A 22,469-nucleotide genomic window follows, 5' to 3' on the forward strand; every position below is an offset into this window, starting at 1 on the left:
CGATGCAGTTGCATCGCCCCCGTTTTCTATTCAAGCAGAAAGGCCGTCAAATCCTACTCGCGAACGACCATGACCGAGCAATCGGCATGGCGCACAACGCGCGCGGCATTCGGCCCCAGAAGGTAATCCTTCAGTTCCGGGCGGTGGGATCCGATCACGATCAGGTCGCAATTGGTTTTCTTCGCGATCTGAAGGATGACCTCGTAAACCGTTCCCTGGCCCACAATGTGCTGCACCTTGATGTCTGACGGAATATGTTCAGCGACAAATTGGTGGAGACGCTCGTTATAGGCTTCAAGAACCTTGGTTTCGTAGCCTTTCGGGAAGAATTGACCAACCATCGACATTCCAACCGTGGGTACCACGGTCAGAACATGAAGGCGCGCGCCAAAGCTTTGCGCCTGCTTGATTGCAACCGGTACGGCCTTCTTCCAGGAAGACTCATGATCAAGATCTACTGTGACCAGAATATCCTTGTACATGTTCAATCTCCCAGTCAGGCCGTACCAAGCGCGTCTTCACTGCGCTTGCGTCGGCGTTGAAGAACAATGATCCCACCCAGCAACAGGAAGGCCGGGATAAAGAAGACTTCCTTGGCCGGACGATCAGCCTCGACCTTTACCGCGGTGATTTCAAAGTCGAAATCAAGACCGGCTTTCTCGGCCGGACCGGCAAAGACCAGATCGTCGATATAGATACGACCATCTTCATTCCGGATACCGATACCGGCGTGATAAAGGCGATCCTCACCCGCACCTGCCGGACCAAGCGGCAGCATCACGGATTTGGAAACCTCATCCCCTTCGATGCTGATGCCTTCGACATCCAGAAGGATGTTGGACTCAGGCGGCATGTTGGCGGCATCTTCGACGATGGTTGTCGCCGGCAGGTTTTCATATGGCGGCGCAATCATATCGAGCCAGAAACCCGGCCGGAACAAGGTGAACGCGATCAAAAGCAGTGCCGCACTTTCCCACAGCTTGGACCGGGCAAAGAAATACCCTTGCGTCGCTGCGGCAAAGACCAGCATGGCGATTGTCGAAACAATGATCACCATCACCACATCCAGCGGATGATCCAGACCGATCATCAGAAGTTGCGTGTTAAACAGGAACAGGAACGGCAGAACAGCTGTGCGCATCGAATAGAAGAATGCGACCAGACCCGTCTTCATCGGATCAGCCCCCGATACCGCGGCGGCAGCAAAGGATGCCAAACCGACCGGCGGGGTCACGTCGGCCATGATGCCGAAATAGAAGACGAACAGGTGAACCGCAATTAACGGCACGATCAGTCCGTTTGCCGCGCCAAGTTCGACAATCACCGGTGCCATCAGGCTCGAAACCACAATGTAGTTTGCCGTGGTCGGAAGCCCCATGCCAAGGATCAGGCTGATCACGGCGGTAAAGATCAGGATCAGCATCAAATTGCCGCCCGAAATCAGTTCGACGAATTCAACCATCACCTGACCGATACCGGTCAAAGACACCGTACCAACGATGATACCGGCGGCGGCGGTTGCCACACCGATACCGATCATATTGCGGGCACCGGTGGCAAAACCGTCAATCACGTCGATCAAGCCAAGCTTAAGATCGTTGGAAACATTGCGGCTTTTGCGGAATATGCCCTTGGCCGCGTGCTGGGTCAGCATGATGAAGATCATCAGAACCGTTGCCCAGAAGGCCGACAGCCCCGGTGATTTCAGCTCAATCATCAGGAACCAGACCAGAACGACAACCGGCAGCAGATAATGCAAGCCAGCCTTGGCGGTTTCCCCCAAAGCCGGCAACTCGACCACCGGCTGGTTGGGATCATCCATTTCAAGGTCGGGATATCTTGCCGCGTAATAAAGCCCCGCCAGATAAATCGCAGCACACTCGAGCGCGACAATCCAACCAACGGCATCACCGAACAGTTGTTTCTGGAAGACAATGGCGTAGTAAACCAGCCCCGAAAGCACGACCAGTGACAGCACGAACAGAAGCGATCTGATCAGCGTCTGACCAAGGGTCGAGGTCACCCGTTTCGGCAGGCCCTTCATGTTCGCCTTAAGTGCCTCAAGGTGAACAATGTAAATCAGCGCGATATAGGAAATCGTTGCGGGCAGGAAGGCATGTTTGATGACTTCCGGGTACGGAATGCCGACATATTCCACCATCAGGAAGGCCGCAGCCCCCATCACAGGCGGCATGATCTGACCATTGACGGAGGAGGCGACTTCCACCGCACCGGCCTTCTCGCCCGAGAAACCAACGCGCTTCATCAGCGGAATGGTAAAGGTACCGGTCGTCACAACGTTGGCAATCGAGGAGCCTGAAATAAGCCCCGTCATCGCCGATGACAAAACAGCGGCCTTTGCCGGACCACCGCGCATGTGACCAAGGGCCGCAAACGCCACCTTGATGAAATAGTTGCCGGCACCCGCCTTATCGAGAAGCGATCCAAACAGGACAAACAGGAACACAAAGCTGGTTGATACGCCAAGTGCGATACCAAACACGCCTTCGGTGGTGATCCACTGATGCGACATCGCCTTGGAGAAGCTCGCACCACTCCATTGCAGAACGTCGGGCACCCACGGTGCATTGCCAAAGAAGACATATGCCAGGAACACCATCGCAACGATCATCAAGGGCGGGCCAAGTGCGCGACGGGTTGCTTCAAGCAACATGACAAGACCAACGCCAGCCGCAACAAGGTCGCCCGTGGTCGGAAGCCCGGGACGATCCGAGATTTCACGATAGAAAATGTAAATATAGGCCGCGCAAAACGCGCCAACCGCTGCCAGCACCCAATCCATGATCGGGATATAACTGCGCGGCGAATTCTTGAAGGCCGGATAGGCCATAAAGGCCAGGAAAATTGCAAAAGCGAGATGGATCGACCGTGCCTCGGTCGAGTTCAAAACGCCGAAATTAAAGATAAATGGCAATGGCGAGGCCAGCCAAAGCTGGAACAGTGACCATGCGACCGCAAGCCACAGTAATATTTTCGCCGTCAAACCACTCGGCTGACGGGCCCCTGTATCATTTTCCGCAATCAGGTCCTGCAGCCCCTGATCGACGGACACATTTTCCGTATTCTTGTCGTCAGTCATCACAAACTCCCGGTCACTACGAAAGCCATTTGAACTGGGGGTCCAGAAACAAAAAGCCTCCGTCGACACACACCCGGTCCCCTACGGAGTACTCCAACACCTAAATGGCGGTGTTCATTTTATTCAATTTTTGTGAGCAAACCCGTCGGGTGCAAAAGAAAAACGGAGGGCGATAAAACGCCCTCCGTCCCAAGCCTGATTACATCAGGCCAGCTTCTTTGTAGTACTGAGCTGCGCCGTCATGCAGCGGAGCCGACAGGCCGTCCTTGATCATTTCTTCTTTTTTCAGGACTTCAAATGCCGGATGCAGTTTTTTGAAGTCGTCGAAGTTTTCAAAGACTGCTTTGACAACGTTGTAGACGATGTCGGCATCGGTGTTGGTCGAGGACACAAAGGTCGCGCCGACACCAAAGGTCACAACATCATCCGGGTTACCACGATACATGCCGCCCGGGATGGTGGCTGCACGGTAGTACGGGTTGTCAGCGATCAGCTTTTCAATTTCCGGGCCAGCAACTTCAACCAGAACCGAATCACAAGCAGTGGTTGCTTCCTGGATCGAACCGGACGGGTGACCAACGGTGTAGATCATCGCGTCGATCTTGTTGTCACAAAGCGCCTGGGACTGCTCAGCCGGCTTCAGTTCGGATGCCAGCGAGAAGTCATCAAGGGTCCAGCCTTTGGCAGCAAGAACGATGTCCATGGTGCCGCGCTGACCGGAACCCGGGTTACCGATGTTCACGCGCTTGCCTTTGAGGTCATCAAAGGTCTTGATGCCGGCATCTGCACGGGCAACAACGGTGAACGGCTCCGGATGGACGGAGAATACAGCGCGCAGGTCTTCGAACGGACCCTGGTCTTCGAATTTCGAAGTCCCGTTATAGGCATGGTACTGCCAGTCAGACTGGGCAACACCCATGTCCAGCTCGCCGGTACGAATGGTGTTGATGTTGTAGACCGAACCACCCGTGGATTCGACCGAGCAACGAATGCCGTGCTCTTTGCGATCCTTGTTGACCAGACGGCAGATCGCGCCACCGGTCGGATAGTACACACCAGTCACACCACCGGTACCGATGGTGATGAAACGGTTTTCCTGTGCCGAGGCCTGACCGGCAAACAACGAGGCGCCAGCAATCGCAGCGACTGCACCCGCTACAGCGATAAGTTTTTTCATTAGGATTCGCTCCCTTTTTACACCCTATTATCAGGCATTCAAATGTTCGACATCGAACAACTGAATCAAACGGAAACATCAGAAAAATCAGATGTTTCGACGATGGGGATTATAGTGTCCGACTTGGCGGAATAAAACCCTATAACCCCGAAACCTCCTGACGAAATTCAGTATTTGTGCGTATTGTCCGGTTCTTTTTGCCCCTCCTACCACATGGGTTGCATAATCTGGCGGGCCTGTTCACCTGTCGCGATCTTCCGCCCCATCAGGATCGAACCATCATGTGCCTGGGCAATAAGATCAGCATTGTTCGAAGCAGGCGATCCGTCAACCCTAAGGTGATTATTTTCAAATCCGATACGCGCATGACCACCCAGTCCAGCGCCCGTCAGAATGCAGGCGTTTTCATAAGGCCCAAACGCACACAACATCCATTCCGAGACATATGAACTGGCCCCGATAAACGGCAAAAGTTCGAAGGGTTGCGACACCTGCCTAGCGGTGTAGCGCCCCAGCACGAACAAGACCGGGAATTTGTCGCCGGGCAGAACGCCGATTTCAACAAGCTGATTGAAGCGCGCCACATCTTCAGGCGCATACAGGATCAGTTGCGGCGCGATTTTGGCTTCGCGCATGAATTCGAAAAACGATTTGACCGCATTGAGGTCAGCATCGACGGGTGCAATTTCACGCACAGCGATTGATACCGCCTCTGGCAACAGGTTTCTGATCATTTCCATCTGCTGCTGGGCGGTGTAGATGCCAACCGCCTCGGTCGTGACCTGCAACAGCATATCATCCCCAACCGATGATCTGACCTCGGTTAGCATTTCCCGATAACGACCAACATCCAGACTGTGTTTTTGATCCTCATCGCGGACATGCAGATGCATCATCGATGCACCGGCGGCCTTGCATTCCAAAGCCGTTCTTGCGACTTCGGCTGGCGTAATCGGAATGTTTGGCAAATCCGCCTTTGTCTTGCGCGCACCATTGGGGGCCGAGGCAATCAGAAACGGTTTGTCACCATATCCCATCACGCCAGTCCCTCTGCCCTAAACACATCATCAAGCGCACCGGAAAACAGATCGACGATCTTGGCGACATCGTTTTCATCAATGATGAAGGCCGGGGCAAACAACACATGGTCACCGCGAACGCCATCAATCGTTCCGCCCATCGGATAGGCCATCAGACCGCGTGCAAAGGCTGCCTTCTTGATCTTGGCATTGATTTTAAGGGCCGGGTCAAACGGATCCTTGGTTTCACGGTCCGCCACAAGCTCCACCCCGCGAAACAGGCCGCGCCCACGGATATCACCAACAAACGGATGCTGACCCAGTTTTGCCTGAAGTGCCGCAACAAGGTTTTCCCCCTGTTTGACGACGTTTGCCAGAAGGTTGCGTTCCTTGATGGCGCGTTGGGTCGCAAGCGCCGCCGCACAGGCGGTTGCGTGCCCCTGATAGGTATGACCGTGCTGGAAGAAACCCGATCCATTGGCAATCGCATCGTTGATTTTCTTTGACACAAGCACGGCACCAATCGGCTGGTAACCTGCACCCAGTCCCTTGGCGATGGTTTGCAGATCGCCAGAAATGCCTTCCTGCTCGATCGCATGCAGGGTTCCGGTGCGGCCCATGCCACACATGACCTCATCAAGGATCAGCAACACACCATACTGATCACAAATTTCGCGCACGCGTTTGAAGTAGCCTGGCACCGGTGCCAGTGCCCCTGCCGTTGCCCCGACAACCGGTTCGGCTACGAATGCCGCCACGCTTTCCGCCCCAAGCTCAAGGATCGCGGTTTCCAGTTCGTTGGCAACGCGAAGGCCATAGGCCTCTGGCGTTTCATCGTCACGCTGGTCACGATACTGATAAACAGGTGCGATGTGACTTGCGGTGATCAAAAGTGGCTCAAACTGTTTGCGCCGCCACATATTGCCACCAACCGACAACGCGCCAAGGGTATTGCCGTGATAGGATTGCCGACGGGCAATGACGTATTTACGGTCCGGCTGCCCGATTTCGAGAAAATACTGGCGCGCCATTTTAAGCGCGGCCTCAGTGGCCTCCGACCCGCCAGAAACAAAATAGACTTTGTCGATGCCTTCGGGTGCCGATGCAACCAGTTCATCGGCCAGTTCTTCCATCGCGTCCGATGAAAAGAACCCGGAATGGGCATAGGCAATCTGATCAATCTGCGCATGCATGGCAGCACGGACATCCGGGTCGGAATGCCCAAGGCATGACACAGCCGCCCCACCGCAGGCATCAAGATAACTCTTCCCGTTCTGGTCAAAAATATAGATCCCCTCCCCCCTGACTGCGCGCGGCGGGATGGATGTGCTCGTGCGATGCAGAACACGGGTTCCAGCATTCGGGACCGGGACAGAGGATCGGGCAGAGTTTGACGCGTTGGTCATGATCGGACGTTCCGTAAAGTGACTAGTCTTCGAGATATGTATCGAAGACAGCGAGTTGTTCTTCTGCAGCGGCAATCCGTTGCAGGGCCTTGGGGCCACCCCGCGCAACCAGCAGGGCAACAAGGGCCTGCATCACGGAAAGGGCGGTGGTAAAACTTTGGAAGAAGGACTGCGAGGTGTCGCGCACCACAAGTTTGCAATGCGCATCCATCGCAATCGGTGAAACATCAGAGTCTGTTACGGCGATGACCGGACAATGCTGGGACCGGGCAAACTCGACCGCACGCACCGTATCGCGGATATAGGGTTTTGCCCCAACAGCAATCATGATGTCACGTCGCCCAATGCCGCGCAGTTCATCGCCAAAGGTACCGGAATGGCCATCGACCAGAACGCCATTGTCACAAAACAACCGATAGGCATAGGCAAACTGGAACGCGGCCGGGTATGCCGCCCCCCGACCGACGATGAAGACCTGGCGGGCGTTTTCAATCGCCTCGCAGGTCGCAATCATGCGTGACACAAGATCCGGCGCGTAAGCGTCGCCGATATTGTCGATTTCGGTGCGGCAAATGCTTTCAAGAAGATGCTGGTCCCGGTCGGCATCATTGTCGGTCTTTTGCGTTTCGCGCGCGCGCCGGGCGTAGCTTGCGGGCTGATCAAGCAACCGGCTCTGATAATGATCCCGGAAATCCTGCCAGGTTTCGACGCCAATCGCAGTCATCAACCGGGTGACCGTACTTGGCGGCACATCTGCGGCACGGGCCAGTGCCCGCATGGAACGCAGGGCGACATCATTTGGATGATCCAGGATATAGCGCGCAGCCTTTTGCATTTGCGGACTAAGCTTTGCGTAGTCCGAAATCAGCTTTTCACGCAGATCAGTTTGCAAACCCATCACCCGAATATCCATGCCCTGTCAGGAAGACCAAGATTACGCCACAGGCTGCCGCGACACACAACAGATGTTTCAAAAAATAAAATGTACGAAACATATGTTTCGCATCTCTGTTTCATCTGTGGGACCGGGACATTCGGTGTGACGCCTAAAAAACATGGACTTATTAGAAAAAACTGTAAAAATAACTGGACTCACAAATGAAACCTCTGCGTTTCATACGGGAAATTCAAATGTGCCCTTTGGTGGAAACCGGGGCACCGAATCGGTCGATGTCCAATGGAAACGAAGATCATCGAGGCCCTTAATCAGGCACAGACAGGCATTGCCCTGTTTGATGCAGACGAACGGATTGTCTTTGCCAATCCGGCGTGGGAACAATTGATCTCCGGTATTGCCGAGGAAGACCTGATATTCAATGAGACAGAGCTTGCCGATGGCGGCATGATTTCAGTGTGCTTCGTCAAGCCGCAAGTCCCACAGTCCGAACGTCTTGAAACGGCCAACTCTGCCAATGATGCCAAAATCGGCACCGTCATCATCGCCGATGACAGCGAAAGCAACCGCATGGTGGCACGCCGCATTCTGCAGGCCGAGGGATATGGGATTGTCGAGGCAAGCAATGGCCAGACGGTGCTGAACATGCTTAAGCGCGGGGTGAATGCCGACCTGATCCTGATGGATGTTGAAATGCCCGATATGGACGGGCTGCACACCACCCGCCGTATCCGCCATATGAGTGGGCCGGTTTCGCGCACGCCGATCATTGCATTATCCGCCCATCAGTCGCGTGACTGGAATGTTATTGCCCGCCAGTCGGGTGTTGATGATTTCATCAACAAGCCCATCCAGCGGCAAAAACTGATCAAAACCATGCAGGAACTGATCACCCGGCGCAGCGGCACCACAGGCGATCCGAACGCAGCCCAAAAACGCAGCAAGGGGGCACGGATCGGTCGTCCGTATCGTCCGGAATCCCTGACCAGCCCAGTTCTTGATGTGCGTATTCTGGAACAACTTTACACCGATGCCGGGGATGAAGGTGCGGGATGCGGCATCGAGATCTTCATCAATGAAACGGAATCCCGTCTGGTCAAGATCGACAAGGCCCTGTCAGAAGACGACATGACCACGGTTCGCAACGAAGTTCATGCGCTTAAAAGCACATCCGGGACCTTTGGACTGCGCCAGCTTTCCGAACTTTGCGAAACCACCCAATCCGTATTCGAAGACAATGATCCGGATGAAGACCGCCTGCTGTCGCTATCCCGCCAAGTGGTACAACTGGCCCCGACGGCCCTGACTGCGCTCAATCTGTATCGCAGATCACGCAGTATCAGCAGCGCACCCCATATCTGATCCATCCAGTTCAAGCCAGACTTGCCAGACCATCAGCGCCCAGACACTAAGCGCCATATCCAGATCCTTGCCCGAAACGGCGCGCTTCCAATAGGCTGTCTTGTGACCCTGCGAAATTGCGACATCAGCGAAGATCGCCTCAAGAATTCGGCTCTCATCCCCCCAAACATATTGGGCGACACCCAAAAGCCACGTTGCCATAGGGGGATTAAAGCCGATCTTGTGGTGCTGAACATGCCCCGCTGGCAGGTAGGGGGTTATGGCCTGACGCCACAGGGATTTTGGGCCATGTTTCAGATGTTGCTTCGCCGGTACTGACGCCACGATGCGCACAACATCATGCCCCAAAAGCGGCAAGCGATATTCAAGCCCATGGGCCATCCCGCAACGATCCGACATCAAAAGCTGGTTGCCCGGAAGCGTCACATCGCGATCAAAATGCATCATCGTGTCTGTCAGGCTGCCGCCTAAATCAGGATGCTGCGCTATTCTGGCATCGCATTCGGGTATCACACACCGGTTGTTCCAAACGGCGAAGGCGTGGCTGCGTGCGCCTGATCCGCCCGCAAGAAAGCGATGAATTTCCCGTCGATTGCCGGCACCATACAGCTTTGCTGTCAGTCGCCGAACCGGCCTTGGCACATGGCGCCAATATGTCTCGTAAAGCTGTGCGGCCCGATATCGCGGATAGCCACCAAACAGCTCATCCCCGCCGTCGCCAGACAGACATACTTTGACATTCCCGCTCACCGCTTTTGCAAGGCACCGCATCAAGACGATCGACGGATTGGCAAAGGGCCCGCCGACACTGCGCAAGGCCGCCACAAGTTCCTGATAGATGTCCTCTGGCTTCGTCGGGGCTGCAACGACATGCAGCTCTTGCCCAAGATGCCGACAGAGTTTTTGCGCAGCCTCCGTTTCATCAATGGCCGGATCATCAAACCCCATCACGAATGCCTTGGGAATATTCTGTCCGCGTTCGCGCGCAATATCGCACGCCAAGGCAGCAACACCCGCGCTATCCAACCCACCCGAAACCAGACATCCCACTTCGCAATCCGCATCCATCGCATCGGCAACCGATTGACGGACAGCAGACAATAGGTCGCCGGCCGTCGGCATCTGCGAAGCCTTGTCGGCCCGATATGCCGGGTGCGCGATGTAGCCTGTGAAAACCTCGCCCGCCTGCCAGCGCATGATCGTACCGGGTGGAAGAAGTTTTATGGCCTCTTTCCCGGTGTTGGGTGCAGGGACAAACAGATGGGCCAGATAAGTCGGTTTGATTCCCTCATCACGGACAAGCGGTGCAATTGCAGAAAACGCCGGTATCTCTGACGCAAAGGCAATCTGACCGCCTGAACGGCTCAAAACATAAAGCGGTTTGATGCCCAGTGGATCACGCGCCAGCCACAGACAGGATTGCGTAACATCCCATAATGCAATCGCATATTGCCCCGACAAGGTTTGGAGCACCTGTGCTGGATCACTTCCCTGACCGATTGCGCCAGACATCAACTGCAGAACAAGTTCCGCATCATTCCGGGTTTGGAATGTCAATCCGTCGCGGGTTACCGCCTGTATCCTGCGCCGATGTCCCGCGATATAACCGTTGAAAACCAGAACAAATCGCCCGTCCGCGCTGATAAGCGGTTGGTTGGCCTGCCCCGTCAGATCGGTGGTGGCAAGACGTGCGCAGCCAAGGGCGATCTTTCCATTCGGGTCTAACCAGACACCCGAGCCGTCCGGCCCCCGATGGGCAAGTCGTTGGAGCATCGCATCCACGGCACTGTGATCGTCTGGTTGGGTTGAGCCCGCGATGCCACACATGGATGCCCTGCTTAATTCTGGTCGCTGAGGCTTTCAGGATCGGAGGGTTCAACTTCGCCCGCGCCCCCTGCCAACCGATTTTGCAGATCGCGCAGGACAAACAGCCGCAATGCACTCGACAAGTTGCCCTCGCGATCGGTATCGATTTCAACAACCAGTTCAGCCAATGTCATGGCGCGACGTTGCGCAATGCCGACCAGCTCTTCCCAGAAGGCATCTTCAAGCGAAAAACTCGTCCGGTGCCCGGCAATTGTCACTGATCTTTTACGAACGGCATCTTCCATCGGCGTTTATATCTTTTCACGAATGGTAAAAACGACCATGATTTCAAAAGCTTTCCGCTATGATAGGCCATCGACATGAAATTCATACATCTTTCCGACCTTCATATTCTGGCGCGAAATGATGTGTCGCGTCTGCCCGATGCGGCCGCGACGCTCCGCAAGGTCATTGACGAGGTGAACACCTATCACGCGGACGCGGAAATCTGCATCATCACCGGCGACATCACCCACCGCGGCACGCCGGAACAGTATGAAAATGCTGTCGATATTTTATCTGATCTTGCCATTCCCTATCTGATTATTCCGGGCAATCACGACATCCGCGAAGCATTTTGTGATGCCTTCCCGACAACCGAAACCGACACCCACGGCTTTGTCAATTTCGGGCAAACCTTCAACGGCGTGCGCTTTGTCATGATGGACAGCATCGTGCCCGGTCATCATCACGGTACACTATGTGCGCAACGCCTTGACTGGCTGCGCGATGAATTGACGGCATACAGGGACACGCCGACCTTCCTGTTCATGCATCATCCGCCGATGGCAATGGGCCTGCCGTTTATGGATACCATTCGCCTTGATGCCGAAGACGCACTTGGTGAAATCGTATCAGCCAACCCGCAGATCAAGCATCTGTTTTTTGGCCATCTGCATCGCCCGGCAACCGGCACCTGGCTGGGCGTCCCGTTTGTTTTGGGCAACAGCACCCAGTCGGGTGAACCGCTTGATTTTCGCCATGAAAAAGAAGAAGAGCTTCAGGACCCCAACCCGCTTGGGCCGGGCTATGGCATTGCCTTTGCCGATGCCAAGGGCGGGCTTCGTTATCACTTCAATTTCGTGAAGTTCGATATGCAATTGTGATCAGGCGGCGTGACTGGCCTGATCCCATTCCGCCAGAACAACCGGGTCACTTTCGATTTTAGCGTGAATGTCCTTGAGGCTGGCAAATTCAGCAGCCCTCATCAGTTGCGACAGGGCCCAGACTGCACTGGCACGGATCAACGCACTTTCATCTGACAGCAGATTTTCAATACGAGGAACCAGGCGCGGTGCCCCGCTATTACCCGCGGCAACCAGAACATTGCGCAGGAACTTCGCCCGGCCAATCCGCTTGATCGGCGATCCGGTAAAGAAGGCCCGAAATCCGGCGTCATCCAGATCGAGGAAATCGGCCAATCTTGGTGCGGTCAGTTCGACGCGCGGGATAAAGGCCAGCTCTTCGGTCCGGGTCGCAAACTTGTTCCACGGGCACACGGCCAGACAATCGTCACAGCCATAGATGCGATTGCCCATGGGTTTGCGAAATTCCAGCGGGATCGGCCCGTCATGTTCAATCGTCAGATACGAAATGCATTTACGCGCATCAAGCTTGTAGGGTGCTGGAAAGGCATCAGTCGGACAGGCCGACAGGCATTTGGTGCACGACCCGCAATGATCGATTTCCGGTTCCGCTTCCGGCAGATCAAGGGTCGTAAAGATCTCACCCAAAAACAGCCAACTGCCAAATTCGCGCGACACAAGGTTGGTGTGCTTTCCCTGCCAACCAATTCCCGATGCCTGCCCCAACGGCTTTTCCAGAACCGGGGCGGTATCGACGAAAACCTTGACCTGTTCCGCCCCGCCCGACTGTTCAACAACCCAGCGCGCCAATTGTTTCAGGCGCTTTTTGATCAGGTCGTGATAATCCTTGTTCTTGGCATAAACCGAAATCATCGCCCGATCGGGATGATCCAACAGTGCCATTGGGTTTTCTGCCGGACCATAATTGCTGCCAAGGACAATCACTGATTTGACATCGGGCCACAGCATTTCCGGATCGCGCCGACGCGGCAGGCGTTCAGGATCATTCATCCACGCCATCGAGCCGTATTCACCACCCGCGACAAATTCATCAAGACGTTGCTGATTGCGCGCATCAATCTTCGGACGCGCCACACCACAGACATCAAAGCCGATTTCACGGGCTTTGGCCTGAAGCATTTCAAACGTGATATTTTGGGGCGTCTTTGTTGTCATCGCATCAGTTCAGTCATTCGGCCTGTTTATTCTTCGGCGCGTTATATCGCCTTACGATCATAACGCAAAAGGCCGCAACATGATGCTGCGGCCTTTTTAACAAACTCATAAGCGCGGGTTCTAGCCGCGTCCGCGATACGGGGCCACGCCCTGATCGGGGATCCAGACACCTTCGGGTGCCGGGCCGGTCTGGTAGAACACGTCGATCGGAATCCCGCCGCGCGGATACCAGTATCCGCCGATACGCAGCCACTTCGGATCAAGGGTTTCGACAATGCGCTTGCCGACCTTGATCGTGCAATCTTCGTGGAAAGATCCATGGTTGCGGAATGAGGTCAGGAAAAGCTTCAGCGACTTGCTTTCGACCAGCCAGTCACCGGGCACATAATCGATCACCAGATGGGCAAAGTCCGGCTGGCCGGTGATCGGGCAAAGCGATGTGAATTCCGGTGCGACAAACCGCACGCAATAATCGGTTCCGGCCTGCGGATTTTGTACGCGTTCCAGAACGGCCTCATCCGGCGATGCCGGCTGTTGGGTGTCACCGCCCAGCATGGTCAGGTTGTCGTAAATGGTTTGATCAGCCATGGCTTAGTCCTCGATAATCGGCATGGGATCAATGTCCCCGCCTTCCTGTCCGGCATGGAAATCGCGCGCGAAGGCGTCCATGCGTCCCTCGGCAATCGCTTCGCGCATGCCACGCATCAGATCCTGATAATAGGCAAGGTTGTGCCAGGTCAGCAGAACCGCACCGAGGATTTCCCCAGCCTTGATCAGGTGATGCAGATAGGCACGCGAATATTTCGTGCAGGCCGGGCAACCGCATTGATCATCCAACGGACGATCATCATCGCGATGCCGCCCGTTTTTAAGGTTCAGCGTCCCACGATGGGTAAAGGCCTGTGCATTGCGTCCCGAACGGGTCGGTAGCACGCAATCAAACTGATCAATCCCGCGCATCACCGCACCGACAAGATCGGACGGCTTGCCAACCCCCATCAGATAGCGCGGCTTGTTGGCAGGCAGCATATCAACGCAGAAATCAAGCGTATCAAACATGATCTGCTGGCCTTCACCAACTGCAAGCCCCCCAACCGAATGGCCCGGCAGGTCGAGCTCTGCCAGCTTTTCGGAGCTTTCACGCCGCAGGTTTTCAAAAACGCTGCCCTGCTGAATGCCATAAAGCGCATAACCTTCGCGGTTAACAAACGCATCCTTGGAGCGTTTCGCCCAGCGCATCGACATCTGCATGCTTTCGCGCGCTTGCTGTTCGGTTGCCGGGAATGGGGTGCATTCATCGAACGCCATGGTGATGGTCGAGCCCAGCAGATGCTGGATTTCCATCGAACGTTCGGGTGTCAGGTTGAACTTGCGGCCATCGATATGGCTTTTGAAGGTTACACCTTCTTCGGTGATCTTGCGAAGTTTTGCCAGCGACATGACCTGATACCCGCCGCTATCGGTCAGGATCGGTTTGTCCCAGTTCATGAATTTGTGCAGGCCACCCAAACGTGCGATGCGTTCTGCACCCGGACGCAGCATCAAATGGTACGTATTGCCCAAAAGGATCTGCGCACCCGTGTCGGCAACGTTTTCCGGCAACATGCCCTTAACCGTGGCCGCAGTTCCCACCGGCATAAAAGTCGGCGTATCAATCACGCCGTGCGCGGTGTGAATGCGCCCCAGACGGGCCTTGCCATCCTGTGCAAGCAGTTCGTAACGAAATTCGGTCATCGGTTCTTATGTCCGTGCATCAATTTTGTTGGCGCATTCAAGCAGGCTGCAATCGCCATAGGAATAAAAACGGTATTCGTTTTCGATGGCGTGCTGATAGGCCGCCTTCATCCGTTCAAACCCGGCAAAGGCCGACACCAGCATAAACAGGGTCGAGCGCGGCAGGTGGAAGTTGGTTAGCAACATATCCACTGCGCGGAATTTATAGCCCGGCGTGATAAAGATGTCGGTCTCCGCCTCGAACGGTTCAACCACCCCGTCTTCGCGCGCCGCACTTTCAAGCAGACGCAGCGACGTGGTCCCCACCGCAACTACCCGTCCGCCATTGGCGCGAGTTTCGTTGATCAGATCAGCGATTTCCTTGCTGATCGAACCCCATTCGGCATGCATTTTGTGATCATCAGTATCATCGACCTTGACCGGTAGGAAGGTGCCCGCCCCGACATGAAGCGTAATCGTGCGGCGATTGATCCCGCGCGCATCCAGATTGGCCAGAAGTTCCGGGGTGAAATGCAAACCCGCCGTCGGGGCCGCCACAGCACCATCCTTTTGCGCAAAGATGGTCTGATAATCGGATTTGTCCTGATCATCACCACCGGCGTCACGCCGGATATAGGGCGGCAGCGGCATCACACCGTATTTTTCAAGAGCCGCAATCAGGTCTGCACCGGACTTGTTAAAGCGCAGGGTCACTTCGCCGCCGTCCTTCTTGGCAAGAACTTCGGCTTCGAATTCGTCATTGACCTTGAAGGTTTCCCCGATGCGCAGCTTCTTGGCCGGTTTGGCGAAGGCCACCCAGGTGCCAAGGCCTTCCTGTTTATGCAGGGTGACTTCAACCTTGGCGTCGCCTCGTTTGCCAAACAGGCGGGCCGGGATCACGCGCGTATCATTGGATATCAGCAGATCACCGGGACGCAAAATATCGGGCAATTCGCGCACGATGCGGTCCTGCATTCCTTCGCCTGACAAATCAAGCATACGGGCAGCATCACGCGGGTTGGCCGGATGTTCGGCAATGCGGTCGCGCGGCAATTCAAAATCGAACAGATCGACTTTCATGGATCAGGGAAATTCCGCTCAATTAAAAAACAAATGAAGGGGCGTGTTATGCGCCCCTTCAGAAGAAATCACAAGGTCACGGACGGCATATCTGATACGCCTTAGGGTCCAAACCGATATCAGCCGCGGGCCGGTTCCGCATCAGTGCGCGGTGTGATCACCGTCATCAAAAGACGGAACGGCGCCAGACAGGTCAGCGCCATGATCATCTTGGCTGCGAAATCACCCATCGCCCACGTATCCCACGGAAGCCCCGTACCAGCAAACGCGATCGAGAAGAACAAGGCGGTATCAACCGCCGACCCGATGCCAGACGACACCAGTGGTGCTTTCCACCAGCTTGCACGGCGCAGTTTGTCAAACACGGTCACATCAAGCATCTGGGCAATCAGAAAAGCCGAACCCGATGCGATGGCAATGCGCGTATCCGCAACGATCAGGGACAGAACAACCGCCAGCGCAAACCCGGCCAGCACGACAACCCGTGCCGCCGCCGCACCGCGCGCACGGTTGGTCAGGTCCGTAACAAGGAAAGCGACCGGATAGGTAAAGGCACCATAGGTCAGCCAGTCCGCCAGAACGCCGGGCAGCGGGTATTCGACCAGAATGTTCGATGCGACAACGGTCACCGCCATGGCGAGGACACCGAAAATGATCGCTTTCATCTGTTAGCCCTTCTCATCAAATGAACCCACGCATAACAAATCTCGCGGCCCACCATACTGGGCGACGATCACGAACGGATTCTGTGTAACTTTGGTGCGGCTGTTTACGCGCAGACCAAGGCCCGGTCAAGGAAAAACGGCGATCAGGAAAACCTGATCGCCGCTGCAGATCGCTGCAAGTCGCCCCGGGGAAAATGGGGCGCCGCGCCGCGAAACCATATTTGTTTTAAGTTACAGCATGATGCCGCGAATGGTGAAGAACAGAAGCGCGCCGAGGAAGGCACCGGCAGGAACCGTCACCACCCAGGCGGTTGCAATCGTCACCGCATAGCGACGACGCACCAGAAGACGCTTGCGCATCTTCTTCTCGGCCTTTTCGGCCTCACTCGGGTCAATCTGACGAAGTGCTTCGATATGTTCATCGCCCTGTTCGTTTTCCGGACGATCCACCAACATAGGCGATGCGACCTTACGACGACGATGCGACAGGCTTTCACGCAGGAAACCAACGCCGAACACAGCACCAACCGCAATGTGGGTCGAACTTACCGGAAGACCCAGTGCAGATGCGACAATCACCGTAAGGGCCGCCGACAATGCCACGGTATAGGCCCGGATCGGATCAAGCTTGGTGATCTTTGATCCAACCGTCTTGATCAGTTTCGGACCAAACAGGATCAGACCGGCAGAAATACCAAGCGCGCCGATGACCATCACCCAGATCGGGATCGGCGCCGAGGTCACGATCTGACCGCTATCAACACCGGAAACAATGGCGGCCAGCGGACCAATCGCGTTGGCAACATCGTTCGAGCCGTGCGCGAAGGACAGCAAGGCTGCCGACACGACAAGCGGAATGCGAAACAGCGATGCGATTTCCTTGCGACGGCCGGTCATGCTGGCGGAAGCACGGAAGACGGCCTTGCGGACCGGGATCACGGTCAGGAAGAACGCGGCAACACCAATGGCGATCACAACCGGTGTTTCGGCCTTCCAGATCTTCTTCACACCCTTCATCATCAGATACATCGTGAAGGCCGAGACCATAACGCCGACCAAGATCGGAACCCATTTGCGCGCAGCGGTCACGCGGTCTTCGGTGTAAAGAATGCGGAATTTGATAAAGGCCAGGAACCCGGCAGCAATCAAACCACCCAGAACCGGCGAAATCACCCAACTTGCGGCGATTGTGCCCATGGTCGGCCAGTTCACCGCCCCAATGCCAACGGCGGCCATACCAGCCCCCATGACACCACCAACAATCGAATGGGTGGTTGACACCGGCGCGCCAAACCAGGTGGCCAGGTTCAGCCAAAGGGCCGCGGCCAGAAGGGCTGCCATCATCGCCCAGACAAAGGTTTGGGCATCGGGCATCTGGGTGGGATCAATAATGCCGTTCTTGATTGTGCCGACAACATCGCCACCGGCAATGATCGCACCGGCGGCCTCGAATATGGCCGCAATCAAAAGGGCACCAACCATGGTCAGCGCCTTGGAACCCACCGCCGGACCAACATTGTTGGCAACGTCGTTGGCCCCGATATTCAACGCCATGTAACCACCGATAACGGCGGCGGCGATCAGGAAGCCACTTTGCGGCAGTCCGCCCATGTGAAAGGCGACAAACGCACTACAGGCAAGCAGGAAGACAAGTGCCAGACCAAGCTTCGCACTGATCGATGCTGTTTCACCCAGCCCCGCATCCATGCGTTTTTGCCACTTGAGATCCTTATCCAGAGCAGTTTTCTTTACCGACATAATCAACCGTTACCATCAAAGGGAATCGACGGGCGGATCATGTCGAAGCCGGACCTCTTTGTTAAGGTTTTTTTGCTGTTTTATGACGACCTTCGGATAAGTCTTTGAGGATAAAGAAAAACGGCCCCACAAAACGGGGCCGTTTTCCAACATTTGCAAGGGATTTGATATCAGCGACCGAACTGGTTCAAAAGCCCCTTCAGCAGGCCTTTGGCCGCATCCTCGGCGGAGCCGCCACCAGAGCCACCCGTTCCCGATGAATCGTTGCTTGATCCGCTGCCACCCAGTGCCTTGTCGATCAGGTTGTCGAGAACCCGAACGGCAACCTTGTCCATGCGTCCGGTGATGACCGGATCATCGATCTTGCCTTTGGCATAGACGCTGAACGGCGGTAATTCTTCGATCTTTTCAGAGAAATCGAAATCAGCCTGCGTATCCATCACCCAACGCGGCAAATCAAGGGTCGCATCCGCATCCGCAGTGCCGACCCGCGACAGTGCTTCGACACGGGTGGTTTTGGCAATGCCGTTGGTGATGGTCATGTCCGCTTCAAGCGATTGCATAAGATCGTTGTTGCCAACACCTTCAACCACCATGGCCTGCGGGCCCTGACGCAGAAGTGCCTCGATATTCAGGCGCGGATCCGGCGACCGTTTGTCGGCATTGCTGAACCGCACATTGTTCAGAACCAGATTGGCCGTACCGTTCAGGGCCGACACCAGACGGCGCGATGTATTGCCCTGCGCATTGGCATCAAATGTCAGTCCCAGTCCACCAAGGATGGTGTCACTTGCCACCCGGATCGGCACAAGGCTTTCGATCCGCGCACTGTCCAAACGACCGGCAAGGGCCAGTTTGGGCACATCGGTGTTGCGCGCATCAAATGTGCCGTTAATCGCAAGGTCCCCCTGCCCCAGAAGTCCGGTAAAGCTCGGAATGCTGAGAAGCCCGTTAACCAACGTTGCCTTCAAGTCCGGATTGATCAGGCTATAGGTATCGAAATCAAGCTGATCCAGGGCAACTGCAATATCAGCATCAATCGAACGAAGGGCCGAAACATCAATCACGGTGTCATCCCACGGCGTGCCGTCGCGGGCATCAACGCGGGTAACCATCGTGGTTTTCGGCAGATTGAACGCTGCCTTGCGCGGGCCGCTGCCCATACCGGGCATCAGGCTTGCGCGCTTGTCTGCTGGCAGGAACGGATCCACCACAAGCTTGCCACCCGAAAGTGCGACAGAAAGCTTGGGCTGTGCCTGTGAACCATCAAAGCGCACGGTACCCGACGTTTCAAATGCGCCAAGGATAAGCTTCAGACCATCGAGCGCGACATTCTGCGCATTGCCCTTCACATCGCCCGAAACCGCCAGTCGGCCAAGATTGCCAGATGGCGTGTAGGTTGGGGCAAGAAGCTCCAGCGCACGGTTCAGGCTGGATGCCTGCACGGCAAGCTTGCCATCAATGCCGGGATTGCTGCCAAGCATCTCTGAAACAACACCATCAAGCGCAACCTGCAACAGCGGGTTGGACACATCAAGCGCAACCGTCGGTCCGGTGATCGGGCCATTCAGATCCAGATTTGCCTGAACACTCTTGTAACTGCTTGCCGGTGCCGGAAGGGTAATGCCGGTCAGCTTCGCCAGCGGCTCCAGCGTTTTGGCGGTGATACGCACGGACAAATTATCAAACGCCGGCACATCGGCCGCACCGTTGAATGCGCCCTTTGCACTGGCAGCAAGGCCTGCTGCATCGGCAACCGCAAAATTGGTCAGGGTAATATTCGGACCATTGAGGCTGCCATCAATTGAAATGCCACGCACCGACACGCCAGAGGAGATGATCTCATCCGCGGCCAGTCGGTAATTGGCGGCCATGCCTTCAAGCGGTGCTAGCGCATCCTTGATGATCTTGACCATATCCTGCTTGGCAGCAGAGGCGTTGCCCGCATCCGATGAAGATGATGCAGCACCGGTCGATGCATTGCCGCCCGCCTCAGAAGTCGTAGAGACGGAAACGTCCGCATCCGGCGCAGCTGCGATATACTGATCCAGGTTGATCCGGTCGAGCTTCAGACCAATGCCCAAGGCAGGCAGGCCCGATCCACCGAGATTGGCAACAACGGCCCCGCGAATGGCGGTATCATCGACCCGCAGATCAAGATCGGAAATATTGAGTTGTTCGGATGTGCCCTTGATCCCGCCGGTCAAGGAGAACCGGCGCAGACGATCCGCACGAATGCCGTCGACATCGACACCCAACCAACGCATGACCGCACGAATGTTTTCGGACGCCACTTCATAGCTAAGTGCGGCACTCAAGTCCGGCGTATTACCGGAAATGCTGCCAAAGACAGATACATCTGTTCCGCCGGGAAGACCGGCAGAAACTTCGTTCAGCGTGATCTTGCTATTGGCGATTGCTGCATTGATCCGCGCATTATGGATCGGTGTCTGGTTGTAGATCAGGGTTTCAACTTCGAAATCAATCGACGCCTTCAGATCCGCCGGGATGGCCGGTGCATTGGCTGCACCGTTTTTCTTGACCGAACTTTGCGACGGGATTGATTGTGCGCCACCTGCCGCGTCGCTTGATGCTTCCGGCGCGCTGTTGGCGTCACCGGCCGCAGGCAAGGCCCCTGTATTGCCCATATCGGCCAGAACAAGGATGCTATCAAGATCAAGCTGATTGAAGCGAAGCGCAACATCAGCATTGAGGCTCGGTTCCTGATCAATGGCAATCGCACCAGACCCACGGGTCTCACCAAACCGGATCGAAAGATCATTGAGCGTCACCGATTTGGCATTGGCCGTGATGTGCCCGCCAAGATCAAGCGGCTTGGCCGCGATATCGGGAATGTCGGCATCATCGCCGGCAATACGAAGTGCGGCTTCACGCAGGTCGTCGAAATTGCCATCAATCTCACCATCGAAACCGGGATTATCCGTTGAAAGATCGACACGTCCGGCAACGGTGACACCGCCATCGACTTCGTCAATGCCCAGTTTCAGACTAACCGGGAACGGTGCAGTCTGGCTGATCTGCCCGACATTCATCGCAAATGTCAGCGGAATACCGCGATAGAAGACATACCCTTCACCCTCCATCGGGCCATTCAGGGTCTCTGCCGATATACCAAGGGTAAGGCCTTCAATCCGTTCTTCGGAGCCCGGCGCGCGATAGATGATGGTCGCGTTTTCAATTTCCAGACGGTCGACCTGAATGGTGCTGGCGAAATCACTGTCGGTGCCCTCTGTGGCATCAGCCGTGCCCTCGGCACTCTCGGCTGGTGCAGGGGTGCTTTCAGTACCCGTGCCCGGCGTGCTTATTGTTCCTGCGTCCGGGCCGGAACGTGCGGCCTGTGCGGGATCAAATACCAGATTGTTCGAACCATCTTCAAAGGTCTCAATCGCGATCACCGGATTGATCAGGCTGACTTCGGTCACCTGCACATTGCCGGTCAAAAGCGGCATCAGCGCAACGGAAACCCGGACCTCGTCAATCGACACCATGTCGGCATCCTGTGCGCCCGGCACATTGCCAAGGCTGACATCCGTTGCCGACAGGGATGGTGACGGGATCAGCGACATCGACAGATCGCCCGCAAGATCAAGCTCACGTCCGGTCGCCTCGCGAACAGCCTGGCTGACCTCGGCCTTATAGCCATTCCAGTCAATCAATGACGGAATGATCAGCAACGCGGCAACAAGAACCACGAGAAGTGCACCAATTGCGACAAGGATTTTTTTCAACAGTCAGGCTCCACTAGATCGCATGGTCGCCCCGCCAAAAAGGCCGCGACCCACAAAGGTTTGATTTCTTGTTCGAAAGCATAAGGCTCGTGATGACTCTCGCAACAGAAAATGGCCAGAGATTAAAGCTAATTTCAGGCAAGTTTGATCCATCCGTAACGCCGGGATCGTTCGATGTGTTCCATCGGCACCATCTTCATGTGTGTCAAAGCAGCGCTTTGATCAAGCATCGGACAGATATTGCGTTGTTTTGAAACATTAAAAATAGAACCGGAATACCCGGAAAGAAAACCTTTAACGCCATTTGCGAATTTACCAAACGGCGAAATACGTAGTTTAAAATCAATTGGATGGTGGAAATCGGCCTCCGAAATGATACATTTTATAAAACAGAATAAGAATTCAATCCTGACTTTCA

At 55.4% G+C, this 22,469-nt stretch carries 17 protein-coding genes; 2 read left to right on the plus strand and 15 right to left on the minus strand.

Annotated elements, in window-relative coordinates; all coding sequences use genetic code 11:
- Window positions 1–53: 53 nt before the first annotated feature.
- The 6 genes from AC5Q5A_RS08725 to AC5Q5A_RS08750 all read right to left on the minus strand — a co-directional run bounded on the left by AC5Q5A_RS08725 (window position 54) and on the right by AC5Q5A_RS08750 (window position 7,600).
- Window positions 54–482 (minus strand): universal stress protein, encoded by a 429-nt coding sequence (locus tag AC5Q5A_RS08725; protein ID WP_063088881.1) that lies wholly within the window; start codon window positions 480–482, stop codon window positions 54–56.
- Window positions 483–496: 14 nt separating this feature from the next.
- Window positions 497–3,100 carry a TRAP transporter permease gene (locus AC5Q5A_RS08730; protein WP_008889650.1) on the minus strand — a complete coding sequence of 868 codons (2,604 nt, stop codon included), beginning with the start codon at window positions 3,098–3,100 and terminating at the stop codon, window positions 497–499.
- Between the two features lie 199 nt (window positions 3,101–3,299).
- Window positions 3,300–4,277 carry a TAXI family TRAP transporter solute-binding subunit gene (locus tag AC5Q5A_RS08735; protein ID WP_008889649.1) on the minus strand — a complete coding sequence of 326 codons (978 nt, stop codon included), beginning with the start codon at window positions 4,275–4,277 and terminating at the stop codon, window positions 3,300–3,302.
- A gap of 206 nt (window positions 4,278–4,483) precedes the next feature.
- A complete protein-coding gene (locus tag AC5Q5A_RS08740; RefSeq protein WP_493894996.1) occupies window positions 4,484–5,314 on the minus strand; it encodes a beta-keto acid cleavage family enzyme in 831 nt (276 codons plus the stop codon).
- Entirely contained in the window at window positions 5,314–6,702 is a 1,389-nt protein-coding gene (locus AC5Q5A_RS08745) for an aspartate aminotransferase family protein (RefSeq protein WP_493894997.1), read from the minus strand. Before AC5Q5A_RS08745 ends, AC5Q5A_RS08740 begins: the two co-directional genes overlap by 1 nt.
- Before the next feature lie 22 nt (window positions 6,703–6,724).
- Window positions 6,725–7,600, minus strand: a complete 876-nt coding sequence (locus AC5Q5A_RS08750) for a MurR/RpiR family transcriptional regulator (RefSeq protein WP_493894998.1) — start codon at window positions 7,598–7,600, stop codon at window positions 6,725–6,727.
- A 279-nt stretch (window positions 7,601–7,879) separates the two neighbouring features.
- Here AC5Q5A_RS08750 and AC5Q5A_RS08755 point away from each other — a divergent pair, with 279 nt between their 5' ends.
- Window positions 7,880–8,959: a response regulator gene (locus tag AC5Q5A_RS08755; protein WP_493894999.1), complete on the plus strand. Its 1,080-nt coding sequence runs from the start codon at window positions 7,880–7,882 to the stop codon at window positions 8,957–8,959.
- On the opposite strand, the gene asnB is transcribed toward AC5Q5A_RS08755, so the two are convergent.
- Window positions 8,927–10,786, minus strand: a complete 1,860-nt coding sequence (gene asnB, locus AC5Q5A_RS08760; protein ID WP_493895000.1) for an asparagine synthase (glutamine-hydrolyzing) — start codon at window positions 10,784–10,786, stop codon at window positions 8,927–8,929. The genes AC5Q5A_RS08755 and asnB overlap by 33 nt on opposite strands.
- A gap of 11 nt (window positions 10,787–10,797) precedes the next feature.
- A complete protein-coding gene (locus tag AC5Q5A_RS08765) occupies window positions 10,798–11,070 on the minus strand; it encodes a ribbon-helix-helix domain-containing protein (protein ID WP_064779564.1) in 273 nt (90 codons plus the stop codon).
- A 75-nt stretch (window positions 11,071–11,145) separates the two neighbouring features.
- Here AC5Q5A_RS08765 and AC5Q5A_RS08770 point away from each other — a divergent pair, with 75 nt between their 5' ends.
- Window positions 11,146–11,931, plus strand: coding sequence for a phosphodiesterase (locus tag AC5Q5A_RS08770; RefSeq protein WP_493895001.1), 786 nt, complete (start codon window positions 11,146–11,148; stop codon window positions 11,929–11,931).
- Here AC5Q5A_RS08770 and queG read toward each other — a convergent pair whose 3' ends face one another.
- The 7 genes from queG to AC5Q5A_RS08805 form a co-directional block, all read right to left on the minus strand.
- Window positions 11,932–13,086: a tRNA epoxyqueuosine(34) reductase QueG gene (queG, locus tag AC5Q5A_RS08775; protein ID WP_493895002.1), complete on the minus strand. Its 1,155-nt coding sequence runs from the start codon at window positions 13,084–13,086 to the stop codon at window positions 11,932–11,934.
- A gap of 120 nt (window positions 13,087–13,206) precedes the next feature.
- The gene (gene queF, locus AC5Q5A_RS08780) at window positions 13,207–13,674 is read right to left on the minus strand and encodes a preQ(1) synthase (RefSeq protein WP_064779566.1); all 468 of its coding nucleotides are present in this window, start codon (window positions 13,672–13,674) and stop codon (window positions 13,207–13,209) included.
- 3 nt (window positions 13,675–13,677) lie between these two features.
- Entirely contained in the window at window positions 13,678–14,820 is a 1,143-nt protein-coding gene (gene tgt, locus AC5Q5A_RS08785; protein WP_417836028.1) for a tRNA guanosine(34) transglycosylase Tgt, read from the minus strand.
- A gap of 6 nt (window positions 14,821–14,826) precedes the next feature.
- Complete coding sequence (queA, locus tag AC5Q5A_RS08790; RefSeq protein ID WP_493895003.1) at window positions 14,827–15,879, minus strand: tRNA preQ1(34) S-adenosylmethionine ribosyltransferase-isomerase QueA; 1,053 nt, start codon at window positions 15,877–15,879, stop codon at window positions 14,827–14,829.
- A 119-nt stretch (window positions 15,880–15,998) separates the two neighbouring features.
- Window positions 15,999–16,544: a VUT family protein gene (locus tag AC5Q5A_RS08795; RefSeq protein ID WP_064779569.1), complete on the minus strand. Its 546-nt coding sequence runs from the start codon at window positions 16,542–16,544 to the stop codon at window positions 15,999–16,001.
- Window positions 16,545–16,775: 231 nt separating this feature from the next.
- Entirely contained in the window at window positions 16,776–18,302 is a 1,527-nt protein-coding gene (locus tag AC5Q5A_RS08800) for an inorganic phosphate transporter (RefSeq protein ID WP_040822812.1), read from the minus strand.
- Window positions 18,303–18,472: 170 nt separating this feature from the next.
- Window positions 18,473–22,051 (minus strand): AsmA family protein, encoded by a 3,579-nt coding sequence (locus AC5Q5A_RS08805; RefSeq protein ID WP_493895004.1) that lies wholly within the window; start codon window positions 22,049–22,051, stop codon window positions 18,473–18,475.
- Between the last annotated feature and the right edge of the window lie 418 nt (window positions 22,052–22,469).

The organism is Thalassospira sp. CA1 (genome assembly GCF_059052855.1).